Origin of the sequence: Desulfurococcus mucosus DSM 2162 (genome assembly GCF_000186365.1) — an archaeon.
Classification (GTDB): Archaea; Thermoproteota; Thermoprotei_A; order Sulfolobales; family Desulfurococcaceae; genus Desulfurococcus; species Desulfurococcus mucosus.
This window is the reverse complement of record NC_014961.1, coordinates 844213-869306: the sequence shown is the minus strand read 5'-3', so window position 1 is coordinate 869306 and position 25094 is coordinate 844213. Positions and strand designations below refer to the sequence as shown.

The 25094-nt window shown below is 51.1% G+C and carries 27 protein-coding genes; 15 read left to right on the top strand and 12 right to left on the bottom strand.

Going from position 1 to position 25094, the window contains the following annotated elements; translation table 11 throughout:
- Window positions 1–3 precede the first annotated feature (3 nt).
- Both DESMU_RS04435 and DESMU_RS04430 read left to right on the top strand, forming a co-directional pair.
- The gene (locus DESMU_RS04435; protein WP_013562402.1) at window positions 4–900 is read left to right on the top strand and encodes a nitrilase-related carbon-nitrogen hydrolase; all 897 of its coding nucleotides are present in this window, start codon (window positions 4–6) and stop codon (window positions 898–900) included.
- A 38-nt stretch (window positions 901–938) separates the two neighbouring features.
- Window positions 939–1292 carry a hypothetical protein gene (locus tag DESMU_RS04430; RefSeq protein WP_013562401.1) on the top strand — a complete coding sequence of 118 codons (354 nt, stop codon included), beginning with the start codon at window positions 939–941 and terminating at the stop codon, window positions 1290–1292.
- Here the strand turns inward: DESMU_RS04430 and DESMU_RS04425 are convergent.
- The 5 genes from DESMU_RS04425 to gatD form a co-directional block, all read right to left on the bottom strand.
- Window positions 1289–1687: a translation initiation factor IF-5A gene (locus tag DESMU_RS04425; RefSeq protein ID WP_013562400.1), complete on the bottom strand. Its 399-nt coding sequence runs from the start codon at window positions 1685–1687 to the stop codon at window positions 1289–1291. The two genes, DESMU_RS04430 and DESMU_RS04425, sit on opposite strands and share 4 nt — an antisense overlap.
- Before the next feature lie 111 nt (window positions 1688–1798).
- Window positions 1799–2707 carry a helix-turn-helix domain-containing protein gene (locus tag DESMU_RS04420; protein ID WP_013562399.1) on the bottom strand — a complete coding sequence of 303 codons (909 nt, stop codon included), beginning with the start codon at window positions 2705–2707 and terminating at the stop codon, window positions 1799–1801.
- A gap of 22 nt (window positions 2708–2729) precedes the next feature.
- On the bottom strand, window positions 2730–3080 hold the full coding sequence (locus DESMU_RS04415) for a hypothetical protein (RefSeq protein WP_013562398.1): 351 nt from the start codon (window positions 3078–3080) through the stop codon (window positions 2730–2732).
- A gap of 477 nt (window positions 3081–3557) precedes the next feature.
- Window positions 3558–5474: a Glu-tRNA(Gln) amidotransferase subunit GatE gene (gatE, locus tag DESMU_RS04410; protein WP_013562397.1), complete on the bottom strand. Its 1917-nt coding sequence runs from the start codon at window positions 5472–5474 to the stop codon at window positions 3558–3560.
- The gene (gene gatD, locus DESMU_RS04405; RefSeq protein WP_013562396.1) at window positions 5467–6822 is read right to left on the bottom strand and encodes a Glu-tRNA(Gln) amidotransferase subunit GatD; all 1356 of its coding nucleotides are present in this window, start codon (window positions 6820–6822) and stop codon (window positions 5467–5469) included. Before gatD ends, gatE begins: the two co-directional genes overlap by 8 nt.
- 128 nt (window positions 6823–6950) lie before the next feature.
- Between gatD and DESMU_RS04400 the strand changes: the two genes are divergently transcribed.
- Window positions 6951–8141, top strand: a complete 1191-nt coding sequence (locus DESMU_RS04400; RefSeq protein ID WP_013562395.1) for an aminotransferase class I/II-fold pyridoxal phosphate-dependent enzyme — start codon at window positions 6951–6953, stop codon at window positions 8139–8141.
- A 20-nt stretch (window positions 8142–8161) separates the two neighbouring features.
- Entirely contained in the window at window positions 8162–9127 is a 966-nt protein-coding gene (locus DESMU_RS04395; RefSeq protein WP_048813506.1) for an L-threonine 3-dehydrogenase, read from the top strand.
- Window positions 9128–9204: 77 nt separating this feature from the next.
- Here DESMU_RS04395 and DESMU_RS04390 read toward each other — a convergent pair whose 3' ends face one another.
- Window positions 9205–9357, bottom strand: a complete 153-nt coding sequence (locus tag DESMU_RS04390) for a 30S ribosomal protein S30e (protein ID WP_013562393.1) — start codon at window positions 9355–9357, stop codon at window positions 9205–9207.
- Window positions 9358–9706: 349 nt separating this feature from the next.
- Here DESMU_RS04390 and DESMU_RS04385 point away from each other — a divergent pair, with 349 nt between their 5' ends.
- The 7 genes from DESMU_RS04385 (at window position 9707) to DESMU_RS04355 (ending at window position 15316) form a co-directional block, all read left to right on the top strand.
- Entirely contained in the window at window positions 9707–10927 is a 1221-nt protein-coding gene (locus DESMU_RS04385; protein ID WP_013562392.1) for an rRNA biogenesis protein Nop56/Nop58, read from the top strand.
- Window positions 10928–10932: 5 nt separating this feature from the next.
- Window positions 10933–11640, top strand: coding sequence for a fibrillarin-like rRNA/tRNA 2'-O-methyltransferase (locus tag DESMU_RS04380; RefSeq protein ID WP_013562391.1), 708 nt, complete (start codon window positions 10933–10935; stop codon window positions 11638–11640).
- 62 nt (window positions 11641–11702) lie between these two features.
- Window positions 11703–12587, top strand: a complete 885-nt coding sequence (locus tag DESMU_RS04375; RefSeq protein ID WP_013562390.1) for a helix-turn-helix domain-containing protein — start codon at window positions 11703–11705, stop codon at window positions 12585–12587.
- Between the two features lie 63 nt (window positions 12588–12650).
- On the top strand, window positions 12651–13211 hold the full coding sequence (locus DESMU_RS04370) for an NTPase (protein ID WP_013562389.1): 561 nt from the start codon (window positions 12651–12653) through the stop codon (window positions 13209–13211).
- Window positions 13208–14407: an RsmD family RNA methyltransferase gene (locus tag DESMU_RS04365; protein ID WP_245526398.1), complete on the top strand. Its 1200-nt coding sequence runs from the start codon at window positions 13208–13210 to the stop codon at window positions 14405–14407. Before DESMU_RS04370 ends, DESMU_RS04365 begins: the two co-directional genes overlap by 4 nt.
- Before the next feature lie 130 nt (window positions 14408–14537).
- Window positions 14538–14873 (top strand): DUF167 domain-containing protein, encoded by a 336-nt coding sequence (locus DESMU_RS04360; protein ID WP_048078899.1) that lies wholly within the window; start codon window positions 14538–14540, stop codon window positions 14871–14873.
- A gap of 122 nt (window positions 14874–14995) precedes the next feature.
- Window positions 14996–15316, top strand: a complete 321-nt coding sequence (locus DESMU_RS04355; RefSeq protein WP_013562386.1) for a transcriptional regulator — start codon at window positions 14996–14998, stop codon at window positions 15314–15316.
- On the opposite strand, the gene DESMU_RS04350 is transcribed toward DESMU_RS04355, so the two are convergent.
- Together DESMU_RS04350 and DESMU_RS04345 are read right to left on the bottom strand one after the other, a co-directional pair.
- Window positions 15300–15974, bottom strand: coding sequence for an HAD-IB family phosphatase (locus DESMU_RS04350; RefSeq protein WP_013562385.1), 675 nt, complete (start codon window positions 15972–15974; stop codon window positions 15300–15302). The genes DESMU_RS04355 and DESMU_RS04350 overlap by 17 nt on opposite strands.
- Window positions 15943–16530: a hypothetical protein gene (locus DESMU_RS04345; protein ID WP_013562384.1), complete on the bottom strand. Its 588-nt coding sequence runs from the start codon at window positions 16528–16530 to the stop codon at window positions 15943–15945. Before DESMU_RS04345 ends, DESMU_RS04350 begins: the two co-directional genes overlap by 32 nt.
- Before the next feature lie 667 nt (window positions 16531–17197).
- On the opposite strand from DESMU_RS04345, the gene DESMU_RS04340 reads away from it, so the two are divergent.
- The gene (locus DESMU_RS04340; RefSeq protein WP_013562383.1) at window positions 17198–18379 is read left to right on the top strand and encodes a radical SAM protein; all 1182 of its coding nucleotides are present in this window, start codon (window positions 17198–17200) and stop codon (window positions 18377–18379) included.
- Between the two features lie 2 nt (window positions 18380–18381).
- Here DESMU_RS04340 and DESMU_RS04335 read toward each other — a convergent pair whose 3' ends face one another.
- Genes DESMU_RS04335 through DESMU_RS04320 form a run of 4 tightly spaced genes read right to left on the bottom strand, consistent with a single transcriptional unit; the run spans window position 18382 to window position 21897 of the window.
- The gene (locus tag DESMU_RS04335) at window positions 18382–19071 is read right to left on the bottom strand and encodes a recombinase RecB (protein WP_013562382.1); all 690 of its coding nucleotides are present in this window, start codon (window positions 19069–19071) and stop codon (window positions 18382–18384) included.
- On the bottom strand, window positions 19061–20515 hold the full coding sequence (cysS, locus tag DESMU_RS04330; RefSeq protein ID WP_013562381.1) for a cysteine--tRNA ligase: 1455 nt from the start codon (window positions 20513–20515) through the stop codon (window positions 19061–19063). Before cysS ends, DESMU_RS04335 begins: the two co-directional genes overlap by 11 nt.
- Window positions 20516–20518: 3 nt before the next feature.
- On the bottom strand, window positions 20519–21241 hold the full coding sequence (locus DESMU_RS04325; protein WP_013562380.1) for a purine-nucleoside phosphorylase: 723 nt from the start codon (window positions 21239–21241) through the stop codon (window positions 20519–20521).
- A gap of 5 nt (window positions 21242–21246) precedes the next feature.
- The gene (locus DESMU_RS04320; protein ID WP_148222811.1) at window positions 21247–21897 is read right to left on the bottom strand and encodes a hypothetical protein; all 651 of its coding nucleotides are present in this window, start codon (window positions 21895–21897) and stop codon (window positions 21247–21249) included.
- 228 nt (window positions 21898–22125) lie between these two features.
- On the opposite strand from DESMU_RS04320, the gene DESMU_RS04315 reads away from it, so the two are divergent.
- The 3 genes from DESMU_RS04315 (at window position 22126) to DESMU_RS04305 (ending at window position 25088) form a co-directional block, all read left to right on the top strand.
- The gene (locus DESMU_RS04315; protein WP_013562378.1) at window positions 22126–22494 is read left to right on the top strand and encodes a helix-turn-helix domain-containing protein; all 369 of its coding nucleotides are present in this window, start codon (window positions 22126–22128) and stop codon (window positions 22492–22494) included.
- A 430-nt stretch (window positions 22495–22924) separates the two neighbouring features.
- Window positions 22925–23866, top strand: a complete 942-nt coding sequence (locus tag DESMU_RS04310; protein WP_013562377.1) for a hypothetical protein — start codon at window positions 22925–22927, stop codon at window positions 23864–23866.
- 49 nt (window positions 23867–23915) lie between these two features.
- Window positions 23916–25088 (top strand): cation:proton antiporter, encoded by a 1173-nt coding sequence (locus tag DESMU_RS04305; protein ID WP_245526397.1) that lies wholly within the window; start codon window positions 23916–23918, stop codon window positions 25086–25088.
- Window positions 25089–25094 lie beyond the last annotated feature (6 nt).

The window sequence follows — 25094 nt, the reverse complement described above, 5'->3', positions numbered from 1 at the left end:
TAGTTGAGCACGGAGGGATTCAAGCTAGTTGAACTAGGCAAGGGGGTTCCCGGTTCAAGGCTTGGGATAGCCCATATGCCAGTGGTCACCGACGCGTTCGGGATAAACCTTAACCATCTACGTAGGATAGTTTTCTACGCCAGCGAGAGAAATGTGAACACCCTGATCATACCGTACTCAGCCGCCTTCGGCCCGGTCATCGAAGCCTACTCGGACATTATGGAGGCTGAGGAACTCCGTAGAAGGTACGCTGTTGACAGTGAGCATCAATACCTTAAAACCCTCAGGTACCTGTCGGCTAACTACGGGTTGAACATTATTTCCCCGGCCCTCATCGAGCGCGCGGGGAGCAGGTACTATATTTCATCAGTGTTCGTGCCCTATGGGAACGGGGAGGAGCCGGTCTCGCAGAGAAAGATCCTGGTCTCCAGCGAAGAGAAGAAGATCGGCATTAGACCCGGACACGAGATCTCGGTGTTAAATGACTACTACTTAAAGTACGTGGTTCTAGTCTCCAATGAAATAGTGGTTCCCGAGCTGGGCAGGGTGGGTGTGGCTCAGGGCTGCAACATGGTGGTGTCAACGATCTCTCCCCTGAAGCCCGTTAGAAACTATGTGGATATTGTGAGGGCTCTTGCACAGATACTAGGGGTATGGGTTCTACATGTAGGCGGGATCTTCATAGTCAACGATGACAGATATGTTTTAAACTCCCTGGTGGTGAATCCTCAGGGAGAGCTCGTGGTGATGTACAGCGAGGCCACGCCCGGACTGGTGACGGTGCCATACAGGGATATACTTGCAGCGGAACACGTTGACCACGGGGTTGATGCAGCAGGGATCCTTGGTTTCCTACTGAGATATGTGAGAAAACGGAGGAAGGCAGGCAAGCTGTTTTAAGCCTTGAGACACATGGGTTTCACATGGGTGTTGCCGGCGTGAGCGAGGTTGAGAAAGTCGTACCGATAAGGGTTGCATCCCTCGGCGATCTCGTGAGGCTTGCTGTTTCAACAATGATACCCCAGCAGTTCAGTACCTATATAATAAGGTTTAGACACAGAGACAAGGTCTACCTGGGTATCCTCGGGGTTTTCCGCGACTACTACAAGTACTATGGTATCCCGGTCTTCTACTATTATTCGACTAGCCCTGAAAGCGTCGGGGACGCAAACTACATTATTGTGAGCACCGGTGAGGAAAAGATAGAGCTGTCTAAAAACCCGAAGCCAGGTGTAGCTATACCTATAGTGAGCATTGCGGAAAAACCAGTGTTCATCCCTGATGATATTTAGCGTGGACGCACTATGAGTCTCTTACCCATTACAACCCAGTACTCTACTTCCGAGCCAACGCTCAGCTTGTTTCTCACATCCTCCTCTACAGCGTCTTTTTCAACCTCGAATGTCTCATAGGTCTCCATATCCATTACCTGGTACATCGTCCCCATGTCAGCTATTATTTGACCCACGCGTTTCTCTATGACTGGCACCTCTACCTGCGTGTCCACCGGTGCTACAAGCGTCTTCTTGGCCTTGGAGAAGAGGCCTATCGCGATCACGTTGGCTTTAGCACTGCCATGCTTCCCTGTCTTTGCACGGGACATCTCGACTATTCTGCAGGGCTCGCCGTCGATCACTATGAAGCTACCTATCTTCAGGTTGCCCAGCGTATCGTACACCTTGCTCATCGCAAACCACCTCAGGTGTTTAATGGTGGTTTAGATTATTTAAACTTCAAGGATCCCTTGGCGGAGGCTACGCATGGTGGATGCATGGATGGGTTCGAACCATCTAGAAGCCTATTTAGCCGAGATGACAGGGTATATTGAGTAGGATGCGCCATCAGTGAACTCATGCCCGTTCTCAGGCTCGTATAGCTTATACGGCGATATCCATGCGTGGATCAGCCCTGTGAAGGGATTGGAGCCAATCATGTTGACTTGCTCCACATCTATGAGTATCCCCGACTCCTTTAACTGGCTTAGCAGTGTTGCAAGCGTCTCAAGAGTATCTGAGGCTACAAGTATCACTGCGTACACGCCGTCACCCCTATACACGTATCTCCTAAGCGTCAATGCGTTGACATGCCTGACCATATGGTGCCGGGTATCTCTAGCACCTAGACTCCCCTCTACTATTTTAACCAGGTCGTTGAGCCTCCAGTTACCTGTTATAGTGCATGGGTTGAAGACCCTGAACAGCTCTAGTGCTATTATTTCATCGGCTTCATCCAGAGGTGCAGGGCTCCCCACAAGTTCTCTTGAATCGATGAGCCTGAAGCGCGGCTTCACGGCTTCAGCCTCTTGGAGGGGTATCAATACCTGTGTAATCCTACCGTAGAACACTGCTCTGCATGTTCCTGCAACTATGGAGCCGGCGTCGACCCCGCTGTAGTCATCCCTCACATAGCTTATCGTCACAGGCCTGGCGGCGTAAGAGTAATATGATATCACGGTTGGCGGGCTTCCAATAAGACACCTGAGTCCCTGCGCCTTCTGCTTGGCCTCCGAGATCACCACGGATACCGGTGTATGCAGGCGGTCTATGAAGACATTCAGATACTTGAGCACAGCACCCCTCTTCATCAAGGTGTTTAAACGCCTTGAAAGCTGACTCCTACTGATGCCAAGCATCCTTGAGGCTTCTGCTAAGCTGACACCGTTATTCAACAGGGCTATGGTCTCCGCTAGGGTGTCATCTAATATCATTCCATGCTTCCCCATGAATTGCTTAGGCGATGGCTTCTTGGATAAGCTCGCCTAGTGAGGACGCATCCATGGCGTTTTCCACTTTAAGCGTAACTATGGTTTCATCCTCCGCTACATCGACCCGCCACCCTTTCTCCTCCAAGCTAGATGCTCTCTCATCGTCGAGCTGGTGTTTTATCACGAGTGTCAGCTTAATGATTCCCCCGCTTATCCTAGCCATGAACACGCTACTATTCTTCACCCCGTGTATGAGTCTAGCACGGGATATACCTCCCTTAAGGGTTCTCTCCTCAACGTCTTTCACCGAGACCCTGTAGCCGTTGCGGCTGAGGAGTTCAACTATTGCTTCCTCAACTACTTCGGAGGCTACCATTTCTCATCACCTACCCTTGCTCAGGGTATCCGTGCGGCCAAGGATCCTCATCTTCCAGGTCCCAGAGTATATCTATAAGTGGCATCTGGCTATAAAGCAGAGGTCTACGGGAGATAGGTGTCAGCACGCTCGTATAGAGCTCATTGCCTGATGCTCGCACCGGGGATTCACATCATCCATGCCTACTACCATAGGTATTTCCTCACGCAACATTTAAGCTTTCCAGCGGTGGCACTGGTGAAGGGTCATCTTTCTCCATGCAGCTTGGTTTACGGGTTGCCTCTATTTTGTATGGTTGCTGGATGGGTTTCAAGGGCTTGGGGCGCCCGTACTATGCGGTGATGGAAGCCCCTGGATATGAGTAAACATGAAGGAGATGAGGGTGAATATCCAGGGCGAAGGGAAACAGTGGTTGCTCAGCCAAATGCCTTCTAATCATCATTCATTGACGGGAGTACTCGTCATCGCCGTGTAGTATTACACGGTTAAACCCTTTAATTTCTCTTTCACTCTTTCAGCCACGAGTCCACCATCCACTTTTCCTCTGGCAGTCTTCATGACCTCGCTCATAATTATTTGGAAGGCTTTCTCCCTTCTCGCCTCTATCTTTTCCCTGTTCCTCGCGATTGCTTCATCTATAAGCTTGTCCAGCTCTTCAAGGGACACGGTGCTTAAGCCCAGCTCTCGTACAATGTCCTCGACCAGCTTTCCTGGATTCCTGGCGACTCCAGCCAGGATTTCTGGTATGGCCTCCTTGGCTACCGCACCCCTGGCCACCATGTCTAGGACGCCCTCTATTGAGTCGTCATCTATGTTTTCAACTGGTACTCCATCACGCCTCAGTGATGGTATCACATTGACTAGTGTTGACGCTATCACGGATGCGGGGATTCTTCCACTATACTTCTTCACAAGCTTCTCGTATAGATCCAGTCTTAAATCCCCTAGAATAGCCTTTGCGAGCTCCACGCTTAGACCATGCTCCCTAACAAATCTCTCGAGTTTCCTCTCGGGGGGCTCTGGCACTAGTTCCCCTGCCTTGCTCACTAGTTCCGGTGTGACATATATGGGTGGTATATCTGTCTCAGGATACATTCTCGCCGAGCCCGGTCTCGGACGCATGTACCTTGTTGTGCCGTCAGGGTTCGCTGCACGGGTCTCCTCGGGGACCCCTGTGAGCGCCATCCTAGCCCTTTCGACGACAGCTTTCAATGCTTCAACAGCCTTCTCCGAGGCGTCGGCTACTATGACTATGGCGTCCCTGTCAGGTGAAGCATGTGTTTTCCCATACAGTGCACGTACTTCCTCCTCGGTTATCCCGTAGTTAGGCAGCTCATCAGTGTGGAAGATGCCTCCAACACCTCCCCATACCCTTGCATAGTCCGCTAGCTCTGTCCCAAACCTTCTGCCAGGCTGGAGCTCCATGCCGAGGAGCCCCTTGAATCCCGGCAGTACTACAGCGTAGACGCCGCCTCCAGGCGTTGAGAGAACCCTCCTAATGATCTTCGACGCCGTATTCTTGAATACCTCTGTGACATCCACTATATTGAACACTATGTCCTCTGGCCTAACACCCCGCTTAACTAGTTCGTCCCGTAACCCCAGTAGCCTTAACTGTCTCAACGCTTCATTCTCCACGACCTTCGGGATGAGGTAGAGGTGTTGCACCCCTTTGACCTCTACTTTGGCCCCGCCCCTGATACTGATGTTTAAATCCTGTCTAATCGTGCCTAATCCGTGTTTTGCTCTACCAGTTAACCTGATTAATTGCCCTATCTTTAATGCCACCCGCATGGCCTGTTCAGGGTCATATATATCTGGGGCTGTTGCCACCTCTATCAGCGGTATACCTAGTCTATCAATCCTGTATCTCGTTGCATCCTCCGACTCACTTATCTTTCTCGCTGCATCCTCCTCGAGGCAGAGTGTCTGGATACCTATTTTCCCGTCTTCATCCAGTATGAAGCCGTTTACGGCTACCAGTGCTGTACGCTGGAAGCCACTGACGTTGCTTCCATCTATGACTATCTTCCTCATGACGTGGATTTCATCTATGATTCTCATGTTCATTGCACGTGCAACAGCAAGTGCTGTCAGCAATGCCTCCTCACTTATCTCGTGGGGAGGTTCTTCATCTGCTTCAACAAGGCAGCTGGACTCCTGTGGAGCCTCGTACTCGTATCTCTTACTCTTCCTCCACTCTAATAATGCGGCTGCGTCGACCTCCCCGGTTTCACTCTTCGCCGGCCTGAGGTAGCGTGTGAACTCGGGGACTCCTTGAGCATCGCTAAGGGTTGTGGGGCATTTACAGAATAGTTTCCTAGCGGTATCCAACTGGACGTGTATCTCTAAGCCTACTTTCAGCCCTATCTCCCTGTAGTTGATTTCAGCCATGGTTCCACCTCGGGTAGAGGTCGAGTGTGTGTCTCTCATTGAACTCGCCTGCGATGTTCGTGAGGAATACTTTTCTAACCTCCTCGGGGTCCCTTGAGATGCTGCCGAGGATCCAGGAGAGCTTCACATAGGCTGTCTCTGGAAGTATGTCTAGGCCTGGTATGACTCCAGCCTCCAGGAGCCTTCTACCAGTGCTGTACACGTGGAGGTTTACACGGCCGAAGAGGCATTGACTAGTCATCACGACGGGTATACCGTTGTCAACGGCTCTGGCTATAGTGGGTACAAGCTTGTTCGGCATGTGTCCTAAACCGCTTCCCTCTAGGACTATCCCGTGGAAACCCTTGTCTATCAGTGTCTCTAGTACTTCTCCCTGTAGGCCTGGGTAGACTTTAACCAGTGCCACTTTATCGTCGAATCTATCCCTTAACACGGCTTCTCTACCCTTGTCGCGGTGCTCAATGATCCTTCCAATGATCCTTATCTCACCTGTGTCAGGGTTGATCCTGGCTAGCGGCTTATCGTTAATCGACTGGAAGGCGTCCCTCCTGCTGGTGTGCATTTTCCTAGCTTTCACCCCTCTATGGGCCAGTGCATATGTGTCCGAGGTCTCACCGTGCATCACGATAACGGATTCGGCGAACGGGGCTTTTGATGCAGTTATGAAGGCGGCACGCAGGTTGAACGCGGAGTCACTGCTAGGCCTGTCACTACTTCTCTGGGACCCCACGAAAACCACGGGGACTGGTTTACCGGTTATCGAGAACGCTAGTGCCGACGCGGAGTAGGACATCATGTCTGTTCCATGGGCTATCACAACCCCGTCGACACCGCTGAGGATCTCCTTGTAGACTTCCCGTGAGATAAGGGTCCAGTGGGATGGCTCTATATCCTCGCTGAAGACGCTCATAACCTCCCTGGCGTTGAAGACGGCTATGTCTGCTAGTTCAGGCACCCATTCAAGTATTTCACCCGGTGTGAGAACCGGTGTCACACCCCCTGTCTCGTAGTCCACCTTCGACGCTATTGTGCCTCCTGTACCCAGGAGGGTTACCCTGGGTAGTCCGCTAACCTCCTTCACTCCGATGCCCACCGGGTGCTTGTGGTCGTGTTTCTTCGATAAGAGCCTTACCTCACCGATCTCGCCGATGTTCAACCCTATGTTGTAGCCGTTGTCCAGTTTGAGGACCAATATGGGTCTACTTGAGTAGAGTGCTTGACGGGGCATGAGTATTCCTTCAAACACTGATCCATCCTTTAAGACCACTCTCAATCTATCTCCTGGCTCGGCGCCAATGCTCTTCAATGCTACTGCTACATTACCGCTGTACCCGTAGTATAGCTCCATGAAACCACCGTGTGAGGGAATATAGTGTGCTCGCCTAATATAGGTGAGAGCTAAGCTTGCTCGCTGGGGATGCGAAGATATAAATAATTATGCGTAGATACCATAAATATGTCTATGGTGGTATACGTATGGTGAGGCCCTGGGTAAAGGAGTACTATGGGTTAAAGCTCAAGGAGCTGATTGAAAGAGGAGAGATATGGGAGATAAAGAGATTAATGAGTCCAGCTGGGCCGCGTGCAGTAGTGGATGGACGAGAAGTAGTGGTGCTGGCGTCGAACAATTATCTCAACCTGGCCAACGACCCCAGGCTTAAGCAGGCGGCTGTCGAAGCAATGGAGAAGTACGGCTGGGGGCCTGGAGCGGTCTGGGCTATAGCCGGGTACCATGAAATACTGGATGCACTGCACAGGAAGATAGCGGAGTTCAAGAGAACTGAGGCAGCACTGGTTTTCCCCACGGGTTTCGCAGTTAACGCCGGAACTATTCCAGCAATAGTGGAGCAGGGAGACGTCATATTGTCGGATGAGTTGAACCATGGAAGCATTATCGATGGAATAAGGCTTTCAAGAGCCGAGAAAGTAATATACAAGCACTGTGACCCATCCGATTTAGAGGATAAACTCAGGCAGGTTCACGGGAAATACAAGAAGATACTCATAGTTACCGATGGAGTGTTCTCAATGGATGGAGACATAGCGCCGTTGAGGGAGATAGCTAAGCTGGCTAGGGAGTACAATGCAATGCTTTACGTTGACGACGCGCATGGTGAAGGAGTGCTCGGCGAGGGACGTGGGAGCCCAGCACACCTAGGGGTGGAGGAGGAAGTAGACTTCCACGTGGGCACGTTCTCTAAGGCCCTGGGTTCCTCAGGGGGAATGATAGGCTCAGACCACGAGGTTATAGAGTACATTAGGAACAGGGCTAGATCATGGTTGCTCAGCACTGGTTTCCCACCGGCAGTGGCAGCAGCCAACTTGAAGGCCTTGGAGATCGTTATGAGTGATGAGGGACGGGAGAGGATAAGGAGGCTGTGGGAGAACAGGGAGTACTTCAAGAAGGGGCTTGAGGGCATAGGCTTCAACACCGGGAAGAGTCAGACACCAATAGTACCGGTCATCATTGGTGACACCAAGAAGACGCGTGAGCTTGCGAGGTCTCTCTTCGATGAGGGAGTCTTCGTTGTGCCAATAGTGTACCCGATGGTGGCTAGGGGTACGGAGAGGATAAGAAACCAGGTCAACGCTGGCCACACGAGGGATGACCTCGACAAGGCTCTCGCAGCATATGAGAAGCATGGCAGGAGACTGGGCATAGTGTAAGCATGGAGAGTGATGGAGGCATGCCCCGGGTACTCGTATTGGGGTCGACAGGCCAGATAGGTTCGGCTCTTGTGCCAGCCCTCAGAGATAGGTATGGCAAGTACAATGTTGTAGCAGGCTACCACTCGAGGAAACCCGAGGCACCTGAGTTACTGGATGGACCGGTCGAGCAAGTAGACGTCCTGGATAAGGGTTCCCTTGAAAAAGTCATTGAAAGATACAATGTGGACACGATATATCACTTAGCCGCCATACTCTCAGCGGCCGGGGAGAGAAACCCGATGCTGGCATGGAGGGTCAACATGGATGGATTAATCAATGTGCTCGAGGCTGCCAGGGAGCACGGTATAAAGGTGTTTTGGCCTAGCTCTATAGCGGCCTTCGGTCCCAGCGCACCCAAGTATAACACACCACAGTACACTGTGATGGATCCAACTACCATGTACGGTATAACGAAATACGCTGGAGAGCTACTTGGGAGATACTACTTCCTGAAGTACGGTGTCGATGTGAGGGGGGTCAGGTACCCCGGTATAATAAGCAGTGAAGCCCTTCCAGGAGGCGGCACCACGGATTACGCTGTTGAAATATTCTACTATGCGCTTGAGGGCAAGAAGTACAAGTGCTATCTGAGAAAGGATACAATGCTTCCAATGATGTATATGCCTGACGCGGTGAAGGCGGCGATACAGTTAATGGAGGCTGATAGATCCAGGCTTAAACTCATGGTGGGATACAATGTGGCCGCATTCAGCTTCACGCCGGAGCAGCTGGCCAATGAGATCAGGAAATACATACCCAGCTTCGAAGTAGAGTACGAGCCCGACTTCAGGCAGGCCATAGCCGATTCATGGCCTAAGTCACTGGATGACTCTGTTGCGAGAGAAGAATGGGGTTGGAGGCCTGACTGGGGTTTCGAAGCAATGGTTAAGGATATGCTGGTGAAGCTTAGTAGGAAGCTTGGCAAGCACCTGGATCTCGAGTAGTTTTCCCGTTGCCAAAACCTTATTGAATCATGAAGGAAGCCGGTTTAAGCTGCCACTTGGGAAAACCCTAAGGGTTTTCAAGCAGCCTCCTTAGGCGGGTTTTCCACTCTTCTAACATACTCCCACTTGTTCCTGACCCTGGGAGGCTTATTCTTCTTAGGCTTAGGCGGGATCTTCGGGGTCTGGCTCCTGACTTTTCCCGCCTTCGTTAACGAGCCGTGGCTGGGCATTTCATCAATCACCTAGCAGTAGAGTAATGCTTCAGGGATATTTAAATATGGTTCCACCGGCCGGCAACCAGCTCAAATAACGGCTGACCCTACACGCGTCTACAACTAGCAGGGCAGCCAACCGGTTTAAATGCTACTGGAAAAGTTTATAGGTGTCGGAGACATTTTTAAAGCCTTGAGCATTGATGGGAGCCTGCGCCGTCGGGCTCGACAGCCGCCGGTGAACCATAGGTGAGGCGGAGGCCGTGGAGGGCAGACGGCAGGCTCCGAGACAGCATGGGTTAAACCATGCCTCGGGGCAAGGGGAGGGTTGGCCGACCCTGGAGTTAGTTGGATTGGGTGTTAGGTGATGGGTAAGGCATATATTGTTGAAAGCGTGATAGGAGTGATCGCTTTAAACGATGAAGGCTCTATACTAGTCTACGCCAGGTCTCCTGAGAGCGTTGACGACACGGTGGAATACCTGCTGAACATAGAGCGGGGGGAGTCTACGCCACAGCACTCTGAGGTACTAGGTAAACTGAAAGAGCTAGGCGTAGCCAACGTAGTTGTTGAATCCCTTGCGACAGCCAAGATAGCTTCGGCACATGGGTTAACGCCTGAAGTCGTCCCCGGTGGTGCTGTATTCGTTAAGGCAAGGGACAGTATACAGGAGCTCGCAGTGAAGGTTGGATTCGTTGACTCACCTGAGAAGTTCTTCGATAAGCTACACGAGATAATGCTGGAGTATACGAGGAGGAAGCTGAGAAGGGAGGCTCAGAAGAGGGATCTATTGGCCGTCCAAGCTATAAGAGCCATAGACGACATAGATAAAACGATAAACCTCTATGTTGCAAGGCTGAGGGAATGGTATAGTATACACTTCCCCGAGCTAGACGAGCTCGTCAAGGAGCACCCCGAGTACGCTAAGCTGGTATATGAGCTAGGGGATCGCTCCAACTATACTGTTGAGAACCTGGTGAAGCTAGGGTACGGTAGGGAGAAGGCTGAGAAACTCGCTGACGCAGCTAGGAGCAGCATAGGTGCCGACTTAAGCGACTTCGACATGAACTATATAAAGGTGCTGGCTGGAATAATACTGGATCTCTACAGGTTACGCGACACCCTTGACGAGTACATTGACGCCGTGATGAAGGAGGTTGCCCCCAACATAGCGGCCCTAGTAGGCCCGAAGCTCGGTGCGAGACTGTTAAGCCTCGCTGGGGGGCTTGAGAAGCTTGCCAAACTGCCAGCTAGCACGATCCAGGTTCTAGGCGCGGAGAAGGCGTTGTTCAGGGCGCTTAGAACCGGGGGGAAGCCGCCGAAGCACGGAGTGATCTTCCAGCATCCCCACATACATAAGAGTCCTAGATGGCAGAGAGGGAAGATAGCGAGGGCTCTCGCAGCAAAGCTCTCTATAGCGGCTAAAGTAGACTACTTCAGCGGTAGGCTTGTGGGAGATAAGCTTGTGAAAGAATTCGAGGAGAGAGTTGAGGAAATAAAGAAACTCTACCCCAAGCCGCCGCCCAGGAAAGAGGAGGAAAAGAAACCGAAGCCCCCGCACAAGTTTAAGAAGAAGGGTGGGAGGTGAGCTAGATGAGTCAACCATTATCCGTTAAACCACATGAGAAATACTACGGCGTATACGTTGTGGAGCTGGAGGACGGAAGCCTGAAGCTTGCAACACGGAACCTGGTTCCGGGACGCAGGGTCTACGGCGAGAAACTCTACAGGGTTGGAGACGTGGAGTACAGGGAGTGGAACCTGTACAGGAGTAAGCTTGCAGGCGCGTTAGCCAACGGCCTCAGCGACCAGCCGATAAGGGAGGGCCATAGGATACTCTACCTTGGCATAGCCTCTGGCACCACGGCTAGCCATATCTCAGACATAATTGGATTAAAGGGCAGGATCTACGGTGTCGAGTTCGCGCCGAGAGTGATGAGGGAGCTGGTGCTAGTTGCCGAGGTGAGGAGGAACATATACCCGATACTGGGCGATGCCAGGAAGCCACATGAATACAGGCACGTGGTGGAAACCGTTGACGGGCTCTACGCTGACGTAGCACAGCCCGAGCAGGCATCCATCGTGGCGGACAACGCCTCGCTATTCCTGAAGGACGGCGGCTACTTGTTGTTAGCGGTGAAGGCCAGAAGCATCGATGTAACTAAGGAGCCCAGCGAGATATATCGGAGGGAGATAGAGACGCTTAAGCAGAGGGGCTTTGAAATAGTTGACGTCGTGCACCTGGAACCCTATGATAGAGACCATGCAATGATATACGCAACATACCGGAGGAAACAGTAGCTTAAACACGCCTGAATATATTAAATCCTCTTTTTAACATATCACTACATTTGGGGTCTGTTTTGCGCTGGGAGACCGGCGCGGGGAACATAGCCGAAGATGTTTCGAGGACTTTGAGGAGAGCTGGATTTAGGGTAGAGCTATTGTCGTATCCACATGTAGCCAGGAGCATCGATATCGTTGCATGTAAAGGGGATACAAGGGTCTTCATGAAGATCTCAGGGGACCTCAGGGATCTCTCGGGAATGGAGATGGATGATTTAAAGAAATCCGGTGTAGCATATAATTCAAGCACACTTATAGTAGCTGAGAGGAACGGTGGGAGAAAGCTGGAAGACGACGTGGTCTACGTTAGAAACGGCGTTAACATAGTTACACCAGAGCTACTCAACAACTATCTGCTCAGAAACAACAAGCCGATAGTGGTCAACATTAAGGGAAACTACCTGTTAAAGCTTTCTGCAAGCAGACTACACGAGAAGAGGAAGGAAATAGGCCTCACAAGGGGTGAGCTAGCTGAAATGCTGGGTGTAAGCAGGAAGACGATCTATATGTATGAGAAGGGGGAGCTAATGATATCCCTCCAGAAAGGGATAGAGCTGGCAAGAGTCATTGGGGAAGACGTTTTCGATGAAATAGATATCTTCAGCGATAAGATAGAAGCACCGGCACTGGACGATATAAGGGAGGAGCCGTTGCTCAGCGATGAAATAGAGGAAACAATATGGAGGCTCCTCAATAGGCTGAGCAATCTAGTGGTGAAACTCTCTAGGACACCCGTGGACATTGTCGCAAAGGGGAGGGATACAATAACTGTGACAAGGCTTGACGGAGTCGAGGAGAAAGCAGAGAAGCTGGAGAACGCTGAGAAAATAGCTAGAACAACCGGCTCAAGACTGGTAACCATAGAGACCAAGAGTGATTTGAAAAGCCTCCGCAGTGAGTAATCCTCCCGGAGGAGCAGTTGCCTCATCAGCATGGTTCCATAGGCTTGCAACTGGGTGGGCAGCATGGGTTCCTCTAAGATAGTTATCACGGGGCATCCGGGGGCAGGGAAGTCAACATTCTTTGAGAGACTGGTTTCAGAGTTAAGGGCCAGGGGCTTAGTTGTAGGCGGCTTCAAGGCCCCTGAGGTGAGGGAGCACGATGTCAGGGTAGGTTTCAAAATCGTGGACTTACTCTCAGGTGACGAGGCATGGCTCGCCAAGAGGGGTGCCCATGGCTCTATCAGGGTGGGCTCCTACACGGTGATGCTTGAGGAGGCCTCGAGGCTCATAGGGAACGCTTTGCAGCGTGCGCTCCGAGAGGCCGACGTCATAGGTGTCGACGAGGTTGGACCCATGGAGCTAAAGATCCCCTTGTTCAAACCCTTGATTCTCGAAGCCCTTGAATCAGGGAAACCCGTAGTGCTAGTCGTGCACTACAGGTTGAGTGACCGGGAGATACTCGGCAGGCTTGAAGACGCTGAGCGGATCGTGATCACGGTGGAGAACAGGGAGATCATGGGGTCTCGTGTAAAGCAGATAGCCGACGTAATCCTTAGAGGCGACTCCCCAACGCGTTCAGGGTGACGGCCTTGATTAACCCCCGTGAAGAGGTGGTCACAGAGGGTTTAGTGAAGCTCGCTGTCCCAAGGATGGAGGAATACACGAGGCCTGATGGCAGGATTGAGCCAGCATGGATGCCAGTCTTCTATAATCCATCTGCAGTGGTGAGCAGGGATGCAACAGTCCTTGTGCTGAGGGTTCTCCATGGCTCACATGGATTCACCTTCATAGACTCCTTGGCAGGCACAGGTGTTCGAGGCATCCGCATAGCGGTGGAGAGCGGTGGTGAAGGAATAGTAAATGACGTGGATCCACGGGCCGTCTACTACATTAGGAAGAATATTCAGTTGAATAAGCTCGGAAACGGAAAGGTGGAAGTCTACTCTCAGGAGGCTAACGTACTACTCAACAATTTAACGTTCACGGGCATACCTTTCGACTATGTAGACCTAGACCCCTACGGGTCGCCCGCCCCCTTCCTGGACTCCGTGTTTAAGCCCCTTGCCAAGAAGGCTGTGATAGGCGTCTCAGCTACAGATACGGCACCTCTCACCTGCAGCCACTTCAGGAAGACCCTGAGAAGGTACTGGTTCACATGCGTCGACACGGATTTCGAGAAGGAGATAGGGGCCAGGCTCCTTATCACATATATATTTAAGCGGGCAGCAGCCCTCGACACATCCGTTAAGCCACTACTCGTCTTCATGCATAGACATTACTACAGGGTCTTCCTGGAGACCAGGAGGAATGCGGGCGAGGCATACAGGTTATCAACAGAGTGCCTCGGATACATATGGTATTGTCCTTCAACCCTTGAGAGAGGGTATGTGAAAACACTCAGCGACCTCAACGACGTCACCTGCATGAGTGGCGAGAAACCCGTTCCCATAGGTAAAATATGGATATGTGGATTAGGCGATAAAGACTTCGTTAACAGGCTGCATGACGAAGCAGGCAGCGTCAACTGGCTTACAAAGGACACCAGGAGGATCCTCAGCATGCTTAAAAACGAGGTGGAGTTAAACAACCCATATGTGAGAGTAGATAAGCTGTGCTCTATCCTAGGCAGGAATATGCCTAAGTACGAGGAACTAATAGATACATTAAGGTCTATTGGCATCAAGGCATCCCGCACTCATTTCGACCCCAGGGGGCTGAAGATAGAGGCTGACACCAGGGCTCTTATAGAGGTGTTGAAGAGTGATCCAACCACTCGTTGACGATGCTTTATAGATTGATTTCTCCGCCCTAGGGCCCTCATGTTTTCACATGTACACTGCTCACGGGGAACACAGGGAAGAAAAGACTTTTATCCCGGATGCAGGCATAGAGTTAGAAACGGGGATACAGTTGACCCAGTTGTTTGAGAAAATACGTGAAACAATCCTTAAACATCTCACTGAATCCTCCCATGGCATCATCCTCTCAATAAGAGTTAAGCCAGGTGAATCCGAGGACTTTCTCACCGTGGAAGGGGATGAACTAGTATTCTATACTTCTGAGCCTCCTGAGAGGGGGCGGGCGAACGCAGCCCTGGTGAAGTTTTTCTCAAGGGAGCTGAAGATACCGGTCTCAAGGATCGATATAGTGTACGGTCACCGCTCCACGCTTAAGAAGCTGGTTTTCTACGATGTCAATATGGATGAGTTGGCCGACAAGCTGGCTAAGCTAGTGAGGCTCATCTAGCTTAACAATACACCGAGCAGGGGGCGCTTGGCAAGCAAGGCGGAGACCCATGGCTCATGCTCTCTCCACACTGAAAGGCGGAATCCATCTGTCACTCCTCGGTTTCACCGAGGGCGGTGGAAGTGGAGGGCGGGTTTGAAACCACCAGGGAGAGAATAGCCAGGTTGCTGAGGGAAGTGGAGAGGCCGCTGACGGTTGACGAGATAATAAGCATGTTGCAGTTGAATGCGACGCCCAGGGAGGTGTACGAGGATTTGCTGCACCTCGCAAAGAGCATACATGCTAAATCCGGTGGCAGTGAAGTATTGCTTATGGAGCCTCCGCGTTGCAGGAAGTGCGGCTATGTCTTCAAGGATCTTGGAAGACCGAGGAAGCCTTCGAGATGCCCTAGGTGTAAAAGCGAATGGATAGAGCCCCCGCGCTTCATTATTTCCCGGCGCTGAATTGATTCCCCACTCCATGAATCCTCCTTAATGCATCAGGTATCTCCCTAAGGCTTGACACTACTTGCTCCGCATGCCTGCATGCCTCCCCGCATGGTTCAACAGCTATGGAGTGGCCTACACTCCTGAACACATCTATATCCCACTCACTGTCACCCACATAGTATGTGTCGCTTATTCTAATGGAAAGGTTCTCGGCTATGCTTCTTATAACTCTAGGCTTCTCCCTCAATGGTACCAGGGCCTCTCCACCGGGCACCAGCTCTCCGTCCTCGAACCTCAGCTTGTTGTAGAAGCATAGATCCACGCCTACCTCTCTGCAGACTCTTTCTACCAGTACATCTATTCCGCTGCTCACGACGGCCACGATGTAGCCCATCTCGTTGAGTGCTTCAACCACTCTCCTGGCCTCAGGTTTAACCTTAACCCTTGATAAGGCGTCTTCAACGTTCACCCTGGTTATGGGTTTTCCCCATGAGTGTATCATTAACGCTATATCTATCTTCATCCAGTCGAGATAAGATATCAAGCCTCTCCTGTAGAGGTCGGCGAAGTACTTGTTGTCACGGCTCCCGAAGTACTCGTGGAGCACCTGCCAGCTGCTATGGTTCTCAGTGAGGACCCCGTCACAATCGAAGACTACTAATCCACTCGGCAAGCCTCACCACCTCCCCGATTAATTCACTAGTCTTACCCCTACTATAGCTCCTTGTGAATACTGCTTTAACCCTGTAGCCTTTCTTGCCTCTTGTAACTTGCAGGATCCAGCCGGTGTCGGTTTCAGCTGTGAGCCGCCCGCCCCCTAGTTCCACAGACTTGAAGAGGCCTGTGTTCCTCAACATGGATTCAATTGTTTGCAGTGGGTCAACCTCGACAACCCTTCCTTTCTCAGTCTTCAATCTGCTCAATACCTCGTCGACTGCTTCCTCAACCTCCTTTATATCTCCATAGGACTTCTTGGTTTCCACAAGTATCTCGGTTAACAGGCTGCTGAAGCCCGAGGACTCAAGTATGTCCACTATCCTGGTGAATATGTCGCTTTTCAGGAACACTGCGATGTTGCGTGGATCCCCGTTATATACGCTGAACCTGTATGTGTCCTCACCCTGCTGGAACAACCTTTTAACCTCGCCTAGGACTCTGGATGCATCGAGGCTTGTCATATACTTGTTTAAAACCGGGTTCACTATCTGGCGTATGAAGTCCGCAGTCAACTCCCTACACCTTGCTCTACTTAAACGCCTGGCCGGCGACCAGCATGTATCTATGAGAAGCCAGCTTTTTATCTAGTGCATCCTCATAGCTCCCCGGGGCTGTTTCGGTAAAGTTTTTAAATACTTGGATTGAAATCTCTAAAAACGGTGATGGAGATGTCTGAGAAGGCTAAGAAGAAGTGTGGAGAGAAGAAGAAGGCGGAGAAGAAAGAGTAGTCGCAGATGCAAGCACCATCAAGGACTGTTCGCTAGGTGAAGGTTTTAGGCTGGTTTAGCTGCTGGAAGCACTGGAGGCGTGGCGGTGAATGGGAGGGGCTCTCCCGCATCATTCCCCGTGGGGTGGGCCCAGTGGTGCCCGCCGATGCAGCCCCCAATGAGGTACTGGTAGATGAGGTATCGGAGGGAGAAGCCCGTGCTAATGGGCACGGGCAACCGCTTCAGCGAAACAACGACTCGTAGCATGGGAAAGCCCCGGTGCAGAATCCATTGCATATACATAGCCTTGCGTCACGCATGCCTTTACAACCGAAAGCCCCGTAGATGACGGGTGTAAACCCGAATAGATGCAGGGGAACCCGTGGACCCCCTAAACAGGAAACCTCTTTTTAGGGCGGGGAGGTCAGTCTAGATGGCCGACCAGTGAACGACTGCTATGTGGTGGTGTATTTTGACAGGTGTCGCCTCATACTATCTTGAATTTAAGGCTAGGCTCAGAGACCGGGTGTCGGCGTTACTCGGTGACAGTGAGAGAGAGGAGGCGTTGAGGGACCCGCATTCCAAGAGGAAGCCGAGGCCCTGTGGCTTCACTATTCACACTGGAATCGGGTGCACGATGGGATGCCTATACTGCTACATAGGTGACATGGGGTTTCCCATTGACTCTATAAAGCCGTATCCTTTAAGCGGAGTGCAATTGGTCTACGCTTTGCTTAACAACAGGTATTTCCTACCGGGTAGAGAGGGCTCGCTCATAGCTTTAGGTAGCGTGACGGAGCCGTTGCATCCAGCGGTCTTAGAGAGAACCCTGGAATACATTGAGGCCGTGAAGAGATACATGGGGAACCACATACAGTTCTCCACAAAGGCATATGTATCGAAAACCACGGCGGCAAAGCTTGCGGAAATAGATCCAGGTATCTCACCGCTTGTCACCATAGTATCCCTCAGGTACTCCAGTATTCTTGAGAGAAACGCACCTAAGCCGGATCTCAGGTTTGAATCCATAAGAACTATGAGTGAAGCGGGATTGAAGCCCCTGCTGTTTCTAAGACCCGTAATTCCCGGTATAACTGAGTGGGAATTCGAGGAAATAATAGATGAGGCGGCTGAGCACGGTGCGATAGGTGTCGTTGCAGGCGGGTTAAGGGTGAGTAGAGGGATCATTGATAGACTGAGAGACACCGGTGTAGATCTAAGGGAGATAGAGAAACGCATCAAAATACCCTTGGGGAAACTGCGTGCAGGGGTTCAATATGGAGTAGAGGTCTCAGACATAAAGGAGAAGATAGCTGCTTACGCTAGGAGGAAGGGGCTTAAATACTTCCCATCGGCATGCATGGCTAACCTCTATACTCATGGGGAAACATGCTGGAGAATGATCTCGCTTGGGCTTGAGGGTCAGGGGAGCCCTCTACGTGAACCAAGCAAGAGCTCGGTTGAGGAGGCTCTCAGGGATATTGGATGCAGTGGCTTCTTCAAGGGCTTCTCCGAAGGCTACATCATTGTAGAGCCTGACAGGGGATGCGATATCGTGCTGGCTGGAGAGCTATTGAGGTGCTGGTTCAAGGCATGTGTCCGTTTCTCGAAGAGTCGGGGGAAATGCTTGGAAGATTGTGGAGGTGTATGGTAGGGTTACTTACCGGGTTGCTGGGTGCATGAGGAAAGTATTTTCCCAAGTAGTTTCACCTTCTCTCTCAGCACAGTGAGCTGTGCGTACAGTTTCAGCTCATTGAAGCTCCTCGTATCCTCTGGGAGTAATCCTTTGGCTTGAATCCTCCTTACGTGTCTCATGGCGTTCTCCACGCTGGTCTTCAATGCGTCGGCGAACTCTTTTATATCGCGGGATCTGGCTAGGGCATCTATTACCTCTAGATCCTGCGGGGGCACGGATTCGTCCTTAACTAGTACATCGAGTATCCTCCTGATGAAGCCCTGTACAGCTGACTCAACTATGACCTCGAGTTCTTCGGCGTCGACAAGGTACTGGTCTCCGAGCTCTATTACTTCCACCCCGAGTTCCTTTGCTAAAGCAGCGGCTGAGTCATCTGCATAGCCCTTGGCGACGACGAGGGGTTTTAAACCCAGTAGGACTGCGTTAACGTATGCTTGTCTAATACCGGTTACATCTACTCTTCCGGCTTTTACTTCAACGGCGTATTTCACTCCGTTCCTTGACACGGCTACGGCGTCTACTTCCCCTATTTCTACTCCTTCAACCTTTATCTTCTTCCTGGCTTCCTCTATCCTGAATCCCTGTCTCTCTAGGTATTCTAGTGCTATCAGTTCGCTGCTCCGCCACTTCCTGCTGGAGCTAATGTTCACTTCTTCTAACCCTTATCCAGCTTGTTTCAAGGCCTTTATCCATCAACTGTATACCGATCTTGGATAGATCGCTCCTTATGGCATCCGAGAGATCGTATAGCCCCCTCTTCCTCAACTCTCTTCTAACATTCACGAGGATGCCGATAACGCTATCCAGCAGTGCTTCAGCCTCTCCTACGGCTTCCAGCTCCTTGTCGAGCACGCCTAGGACACTGTTGAACTCCCTGAGGAGCTTAATGCTCGTGGAGACCAGTAGATGTCTCGGGTTGTGTTGAATGTCCCTGAACAGTATTGTAAGGTACTCGTTTACAGCCGCCATGGCCTCCGCGGTATTGAAGTCGTCGCTTAATGCTTCATGGAAGCGTCTATGGAGTGAGACTAGTTGGCTGAATACTTTCAGATCCTCGTCACGGGCGTAGTGGAGTCCAGACGCCTCACGGCTCAGCTTCCCCAGCAGTTGAGCAGCGGTCACAAGCCTCTCATACAGCTTAACCGCGTTCTCAAGGGCCTCCTCGAAGAAGTAGAGGGGCTTCCTATAGTGTGTGGAAAGGTACCAGAGCCTCAGAGGCATGGGACCCCATTTATCGAATGCTTCCTTCAACGGTACAATGTTCTTCAGGCTCTTACTCATCTTATCCTTGCCAACCATCACTAGCCCTGAATGCATCCATATGCTAACCCACGGCTTTGAGCCGAAGTACGCTTCACTCTGCGCCCTCTCATTCTCATGGTGGGGAAATATTAGGTCTGTTCCTCCCCCATGTATGTCGAACCTGGAGCCAAGGTACCTGCTACTCATGACACTGCACTCTATGTGCCACCCGGGTCTTCCCTTGCCCCACGGGCTCTCCCAGTATGGTTCACCAGGCTTAGCCGCCTTCCAGAGAGCGAAGTCGTATGGGTTCTTCTTCTCGGATAGAAACTCCTGTTCCTGCCCCCATGTATCCCTGCTCTCCCGGCCTGAGAGGCGTCCGTAGTCCTCGTATTTGTCAACGTCGAAGTAGACGCTTCCGCTTGGCGCGACATACGCGTATCCCTTGTCTATAAGTCCCTGGATGAACCGTATTATTTCATCAATGTGTTCTGAGACGCGTGGATGGTGGTCTACCTTGACATTCAACTTCTCGAGGGCTGATATATAGTCACGTGTGTATTCTTCCACTATCTCATTCCAATCCCTGCCCTCCTCGTGAGAGCGCCTTATGATCTTGTCGTCTATATCGGTTATATTCATCACGTGCACTACATGGTAGCCCCGCAGGGATAAGTACCTCTTGAAAGCATCGTAGATTACGTAGGTTTTCCCATGCCCTATGTGTGTGTAATCGTACACTGTGGGGCCGCATACATACATTTTAACTATGCCTGGTTCAACAGGCCTCAGCTCCTTGAGGCCTCTTGAAAGGGTATCGTATACCTTCACATCCGGGAGGATCTCGACCACCTCTCAGTAGTAATCGTGGAAGACATCCATGATTGTTTTTCCAATCTTCAGGAATACCTCGGCGAGCTCCTCGGTGGTTAAATACTTCTTCATTGCTTCTTCACCGTGGAGTACATCGCTGACCACGAGGACGCAGGAGGTATCGAATCCACGCATCCAGCCAAGGGTGAAGAGCGCTGCTGCCTCCATTTCTACGGCTACGACGCCGTAGTGGGACATTTTCTCGGCGAAGGATGGGTCCTCTGCGTAGAATGCGTCGCTCGAGAACACAGGGCCTTTCTTGAAGTTCAATCCATTCTTGCTTAACGCCTCCATTATCCTGGTGGTTAACACGGGGTCCGGTGAGGAGGCACCGCATAACCCAGGGATGTATTGTCCGAGTCCGCATCCGTTTTGAACATACATGGCACCAGTCGCTACAACTACGTCTCCTATCCTTGTGTCACGCCTTATGCCACCGGTTGTTCCCACTCTAACTATTCGTCTGGCACCGAGTTGATATAGTTCCTCGAAAACTATACTGGCACTTGGGGCCCCTATTCCATGGGTTGCAATGGTAACCCTCTTGCCTTTGTAGAATCCGGTAACGGTCTTTAACCCTCTATGGGTGTTAACCACCCTGGCATCTTCAAGGATGCCTGATAAGAGGTCGACGCGTCCAGGGTCACCTACAGCTATAGTGTTCTCAGCTATTTCTCCTGGGGAAGCCTTTATATGTACCGGCATATCCTTCACCTCCTCCGTCTCCTGCTTTTACGCTTCTTGCCACTCTTAGACTTACTCTTCTTCCTCTTCCCGGCTTTTGAAGATTTAGTTTTCCTCCTTCTCTTGGTTCTCCTAGTTCGCTTCTCACCTAGCTTCAATTGGGGTAGTACCATTTCATGCGGCAGTATTATCCTAGTGTCTTCAGCCGTGTCCACCAGTATCAGGTCGTACCGTAGCTCAGGGTTCTTGACAGTTATGAAGCCCTCGTAGACCATGGATTCCCTCGACGGTTTAAACTCGTAGACAACATGATACTTCTCTGGTTCTTCAAACCTCACCAGACGTACACGGATCAGGTGCGAGGGTTTCAAAGCAAGTAGCGTCTCAACGCCCTCCACCGAGCCTTCGCCTAGAGTGATGCTTACACCCGGTGCCTCTGCGTTGACAAATCTATAGCAACCAGCTTCACCCTCCCTAGCCAGCCATGTTACAAGCTGGTTGCCGGCTACTTCGAGCATTTTCTCAAGTAATCTCCCTCCATTAGACTCCCTAGTATTCACGTCAACCTCCATCTCCCTCCATTGCTCATCACTCTGTGCGTAAAGCCTTATTTTTAATACATCAGTCTCCTCCTCGAACGGCGTGAGCTTGAAAGACCTTACCACGAGCCTCAACACTTACACCCCGTTGATCAGTGTTTCCACCAGCACCCTCACATGACCTCCTCTCGTCCTAAAGGGGGTTTCCGTTCAGGGGTTCACATCTGTAACCTAAATATTCATGCTCTAACTTATAGGTTTATCTCGTCATAATCTTTCAGGGCCGGCAATGAATGTGTTGCTTCTCATGGTCTCAGCTTTATTTTATTGTTTCAGGGATAATAACATGGTTATAGGGTGATGCATGTGAAAGCGTTTTGCGAAGTATTGAACAGGAAGATAATGCCAACGGCTAAGTCCTATATAGCGGTAAAGCTTGTAAGGGAATACGGCTTCACACAGCTGGAGGTGGCGAGGATCCTAGATATGAAGCAATCGGCTGTAAACTATGTGCTTACCGGGAGGAGAAAACCCAAGTACTATGAGAGTTTACTGAGCATACACGGGTTCAAGCAGCTCCTCGACGAGACAGCGGCTTCCCTGGGTACGGGTGGTTCCATAGGCTTTAATCAATGTGACCTTTGTCGTTCACTATTTCTAAGAGGACTCTACAGGAGCGTTATCGAAGCCGTTGGAGAACCCGTTGATGAACTAATCTCTCCTGCTCGTGGTTAGAGCCACCTCTGGTTTGAAGCCTACTGGAGAGGCTTACAGACTTCAGTTAAATCTATGTCTCTCAGGAATCTCTGAGTCGTAGTGTAGGTGATGTCTCACACAGCTTGGGCCAGTTGCTCACAGATGTGAACCGAACAAATGTGGGGACCAGTGAACCCCCTAAACGGAAACCCCCTTTAGGACGAGAGGAGGTTAGATAGTGGATGAGGCCCCCGTTAACAGGCTTGGCAACCACCAGTGAACCTGTGCCGATACCATGTGGTGCGTGGGTGAGAGGGCAAACGGTATTCTGGATATGGGTATGCATTGAGAAAGATGGAAGAGATGAGGACTGATGCCTGAGTAGATGGTCAGATTTAAATATTCAGCCCCAGTATCTTGAAAAACTATATTAGTGTAGAGTCTTAAGGATTATTTTAGGTGTAAACCTGTGGCTACTAGTGGTTTCGAGAAGGTGATCATAAGACCCATCGACAAGGAGTTGGCGTATGCACTGCTTTACGACATAGTTACACTTGCATCCAACATGAAAGGCTTGGTTGTAGCGGGGCGCGGGCCCGCTGCCAACGAGGTTTCAGTCATATGGAGTGATAGAGGGCTCTTCGGTGGGGGTGCAAGGGTAACCCTTAGGATAAGGAGCGAGGTTAAGACGGATGATTCCCTCGCCATGCTCTTTGAATCCGACGTATTCAAGGCTAGGATAGAGTACAGGCTGGTGCCCGTCTTCTACGCGCTTCACATCAGTGTCAGGGCTTCATGTGAGGGCGGCAACCTAGCTCTCTGCTCGAGGTTCCTGGACTCCTTTGTGAAGGGATTAGAGGAGGCGTTGAAGAAACCTATTCAACCAATGATAAAGCCTCCGAAGCCGGCTCCACAGGCGGCTAAGCCGGTTGAGGCCGTGGTTAAACCACCCGAGGCACCTAAGCCTGCAGCACCACCGGCTCCACAACCTCCACCACCCCCTAGACAGGTGCAGCCCGAGAAGCCGGCTCCGCAAGAGAAGGAGGCCGTTGATGTCACCAAGTTGTTCGATGAGGTATCAGTAGCAATGATGCTGTTAAACTCGGATCTCGTTGCTGCAGGCGAGATGACTCCTCCATGGGAGATTAACAACCTTTTAAGCAAGGCACGTGAGAAGAAAGGTGTTCTCTCCCAGTACAGGATGGGTATGATCTCCGTGAAGGACAGGGATGAAACCACGGATCTCGTAATATTCGTTAACAGGAATGGCGATCCCCTGGGATTCTTCGGTAAGCTGGAAGGCAACATTGTGAAGGGCCTATCGAACGATATCGCCAGCGTGGAGAAGACGTTGACATCAAAGGAGGTCTCCTACAGGATATGGGGCGTTAAACAACTAGTGGTCTCCTAGAACTGGGAAGAGCGATGTTTTTAAGCCTCATGGGATTTAACTTGCACCGGTGATCTACGGGGAGATGAATACACTAGGCTATGTTTTCCTCGGTATTCTTCTCTCAAAGGTGGTTGGGCACCTACTGAGGAGGCACAGTATAGGTGAAGTAGCCGGGTATCTTATCGTGGGCATAATCCTCGGCGTTACCGTGGGGAGGGACGAGTACATCCATGATCTCTCACTAGTCTCTAGTATCGCAGCCATATTCGTAGTATTCTACGCTGGGGTGACAAGTAGTCTTGAGGATGTGGTCGAGAATTCAGCCTCAGCATTGGCGGTATCGCTGACCTCGGTTGCCGTCACGGTGATCACAGTATTAGCCATTGTAATGTATCTTGGGTATTCATTCGAGACAGCGCTCCTCGTAGCCCTACTGCTCTCGAACACCGCTACAGAGATGGCTTCAATGCTCGTTGAGAGGCTCCCGTTACACGTCAAGTCTATGCTGGTTTCAGCCAGCTTCATAGACGATCTCTTCATGGTATTAGCTACATCAGCATACTACATGTGGCGGTTGACAGGGCACGTCAACGAGGCATTAGTGTCCACGGTGGTCGCGTTGGCTGCAACACTGGTAGTCTTCACCTTGATTACGAGGCAGAGGCTTATCCTTAACCCGGTTTTCAATTACATGTCTAGAAACATGGCGTACTTCACTGATGCATCATTGATAATGCTTTCCCTCCTCCTCTTGCTAGCCTTTGAGTCAGGCATGAGCTACATTATAGCGGCTTACCTCGCCGGAATACTGGTCTCAGGGGGGCTGGGGATGAAGGATCCCATGCTCAGGTACAGGGCCAGGGTAAGTGATTTCACAAATATTCTCGGCAGCGTGATCGACGGCTTGTTCACGCCTCTATTTATGTTGTATGTGGGGCTCCATATTAGAATCAGTGCCGTGGACCCGGTGCTCCTCGCAGCACTCCTGGCCGCGGGCATTGCTACAAAGATGCTGAGCTACTTTGCCTTCCTAAAGGCCCGGGGAGAAGACACGTCTGTAGGTGTAACAGCCGGCTTCTCGATGACGGGGAGGGGTGTACTAGAGCTGACACTACTGGTCAAGGGGTTTGAACTAGGGCTTGTATCAGTAGAAGTATTCAACACCATAGTCGCCGTAGCCTTGTCAACAATAGTTATCTCAGTGATCGCTGTGTCAGTCATGAATAGGCTGCTGGATTAAAAGTGA

Coding starts and splice junctions, on each gene's coding strand:
- DESMU_RS04425 (WP_013562400.1), bottom strand. CDS start 1,687: ATGAGCAAGGTGTACGATACGCTGGGCAACCTGAAGATAGGTAGCTTC.
- DESMU_RS04420 (WP_013562399.1), bottom strand. CDS start 2,707: ATGATATTAGATGACACCCTAGCGGAGACCATAGCCCTGTTGAATAAC.
- DESMU_RS04415 (WP_013562398.1), bottom strand. CDS start 3,080: ATGGTAGCCTCCGAAGTAGTTGAGGAAGCAATAGTTGAACTCCTCAGC.
- gatE (WP_013562397.1), bottom strand. CDS start 5,474: ATGGCTGAAATCAACTACAGGGAGATAGGGCTGAAAGTAGGCTTAGAG.
- gatD (WP_013562396.1), bottom strand. CDS start 6,822: ATGGAGCTATACTACGGGTACAGCGGTAATGTAGCAGTAGCATTGAAG.
- DESMU_RS04400 (WP_013562395.1), top strand. CDS start 6,951: ATGGTGAGGCCCTGGGTAAAGGAGTACTATGGGTTAAAGCTCAAGGAG.
- DESMU_RS04395 (WP_048813506.1), top strand. CDS start 8,162: ATGCCCCGGGTACTCGTATTGGGGTCGACAGGCCAGATAGGTTCGGCT.
- DESMU_RS04390 (WP_013562393.1), bottom strand. CDS start 9,357: ATGCCCAGCCACGGCTCGTTAACGAAGGCGGGAAAAGTCAGGAGCCAG.
- DESMU_RS04385 (WP_013562392.1), top strand. CDS start 9,707: ATGGGTAAGGCATATATTGTTGAAAGCGTGATAGGAGTGATCGCTTTA.
- DESMU_RS04380 (WP_013562391.1), top strand. CDS start 10,933: ATGAGTCAACCATTATCCGTTAAACCACATGAGAAATACTACGGCGTA.
- DESMU_RS04370 (WP_013562389.1), top strand. CDS start 12,651: ATGGGTTCCTCTAAGATAGTTATCACGGGGCATCCGGGGGCAGGGAAG.
- DESMU_RS04325 (WP_013562380.1), bottom strand. CDS start 21,241: ATGCCGGTACATATAAAGGCTTCCCCAGGAGAAATAGCTGAGAACACT.